The sequence below is a fragment of the Streptomyces sp. W16 genome (assembly GCF_033194735.1).
Lineage (GTDB): Bacteria > Actinomycetota > Actinomycetes > Streptomycetales > Streptomycetaceae > Streptomyces.
The window spans coordinates 1-2,205 of the sequence record NZ_JAWOAI010000925.1 but is presented as its reverse complement, the minus strand read 5'-3'; the positions used below and the strand labels follow the sequence as shown (position 1 = coordinate 2,205).

Sequence of the window (2,205 nt, the reverse complement as noted above, 5' to 3'; positions counted from 1 at the left end):
AGGGGCCCGTGCTCGACATCCGGGATCTCGGCCGCAGCGGCGGCGGCCCGCTGACCGGGCGCGCCGCGCACCGGCTCGGCCTCGAAGCGGACATCTACCCGGTGAAGTCCGACCGCCGGCAGGGACCGACGAACTGGCGGCACCCCTCCTACTCGCGGGCGTTCACGCAGGAACTCGTCGACCTGCTGCGGCACAACGGCGTGCTGCCGGTCCACGCGATCTTCTTCAACGACCCGGAGATACGCGGCGTACTGCCCCTGAAGAACCACGACAACCATCTGCACGTGAGCTTCGCGCCAACGTCCTCGCCACCGCCGTCCTCACCGGCACCGTCGTCCGCCGCCCGCAGGAGCTCCGGCCCGACCCTGGAGGTCGCGGCGACCCCTCGGCTCGGTGTGCTGAGCGCCCAGGGCAAGGAGCCCTACCGGTTCACCGAAGAGGACGCCGAGTGGACCGCGCGGTTCGTCATCGGGGAGTCCGGCGGCCGGGACGACGCCGACAGCCATGCGGTCATCTGGGCGATGTTCAACCGGTACGCGCTGCTCACCCGCCCCTACTACCGGACGTTCAACGCCTTTCTGCGGGCCTACTCGACCCCGTTGCAACCGGTCCTCAAGAGCTGGGGGGCCAGCAAACGGAACATGGACCGCGCCGACTTCGTCCGGACGGGCGGCACCTTCGGACCGCCCGCCCCGCCCGGCATCCCGCGCGGTCAGCGCCGCGCCTATCTGGACCTCCAGCGCCGGCCCTGGGCCCAACTGCCGTCCGCCGCGAGGTCGGTGGCCGTGCGGGCGCTCGGCGGGGCGATCGCGAACCCGATCGGCAACGCCACCGAGTTCGGTTCCACGTACGTCTACTTCCACGACGCGAACCGCAGGTATCCGAACCCCGACGAGTGGCGGCGCTTCACCGAGCAGTACGCCGCCAGGATGGGATGGCGGTGGATCGGCCCCGTGCCGGGCCTGAACCAGAACTCGAACACGTTCTTCGTCCAGCGCAGGCTCGCCGCACTGCCCGTCCCGGCGGTGCGCGTCCTGGCGGGATGAGCAGCGGGCCCCGGCCGGCCGGACCGCTCAACGGCACACGCGTTGAACCGTCATGACAGGGCGACCACCATGGCCCTGGGAACACCGACGAAACTACGGGGGTAGACGTCGACATGCCGGTGAACACACTGCCGTACCACGCGCACCGACCGGCCGAGGCCGGTGAACCGTCGTTCCACGGCCGGGGGCCGCAGCTCAGAGCGATGGAGAACAGGCTGCGCGAGGCCCGCGCCGGGGCCTCGCGTCTGATGGTCGTCGAGGGTCCGCCCGGCATCGGGAAGACCGCCCTGATCCGCCGCTTCCTGCGCACGGCGGACCGGGTGTGCGTGCTGGAGGCCAGCGGCGCCGAGAACGAGACGGCACTGGCCTACGGCGTACTCACCCAGCTCCTCAGTCAGACCTCGGTGGACGAGGACGCACCGGGGCCGCGGGACGAGCCCGGCGTGGTCGGCGCGCGGCTGCTCGCCCTCGTCGACCGGATCCCCGCGGACACCGTCGTCGTGCTGGTCATCGACGACGCCCACTGGGCGGACGCCCTGTCACTGGACGCCCTCACCTTCGTCCTGCGCCGCCTGCTGTCCGAGCCGGTCCTCACCGTGCTGGCCGTGCACGGACCGGCCGATGCCCAACTCCCCAATGGGCTGCGGAGGTTACTGGCGGACGACGAGACCCTTCGGCTCGCTCTCGACGGCCTGACCGCCGAGCAGACCGGCGCACTCTGCGGCCGGCTGCTGCCCACGGGCCTGCCGCCGCACGCCGTCGGCAGACTGCACGCCCTCACCCGGGGCAATCCGCTGCACCTGCGCGCCCTGCTCCGCGAGGTGGCGCCGGAGGTCCTGGCCTCTTCCGACTCCCCGCTGCCCGCGCCCCGTTCGTACCAGTCCCTGGTCCGGGACCGCCTCGCACACTGTGACGCTCCGGCCCGGGATCTCGTGGCCGCGGCCAGTGTGCTCGGGCTTCGCGCGCCGCTGCACCGGGTGGCGCAGCTGGCCGGTCTGGAGAACCCGCTGCCCGCCGTCGAACAGGCCGTGGGGCAAGGGCTGTTGGAAGAGTGTCCGGCGGGCGGCCCGCCCGAACTGGCCTTCCCGCACCCGCTAGTGCAGGCCGCCGTCTACCACCAGTTGGGGCCGGCCCGGCGCACCGCACTGCCCACCCGGGG

1 protein-coding gene and 1 pseudogene are annotated in these 2,205 nt (G+C 72.4%); both read left to right on the top strand.

From position 1 onward, the window contains the following. A pseudogene (locus R6V09_RS51485) lies at positions 1-1,046 on the top strand (hypothetical protein); the annotation flags it as partial. Positions 1,047-1,159: 113 nt separating this feature from the next. Further along, on the top strand, positions 1,160-2,205 hold a 1,046-nt coding region (locus R6V09_RS51480), incomplete at its 3' end, for an AAA family ATPase (protein WP_317888302.1).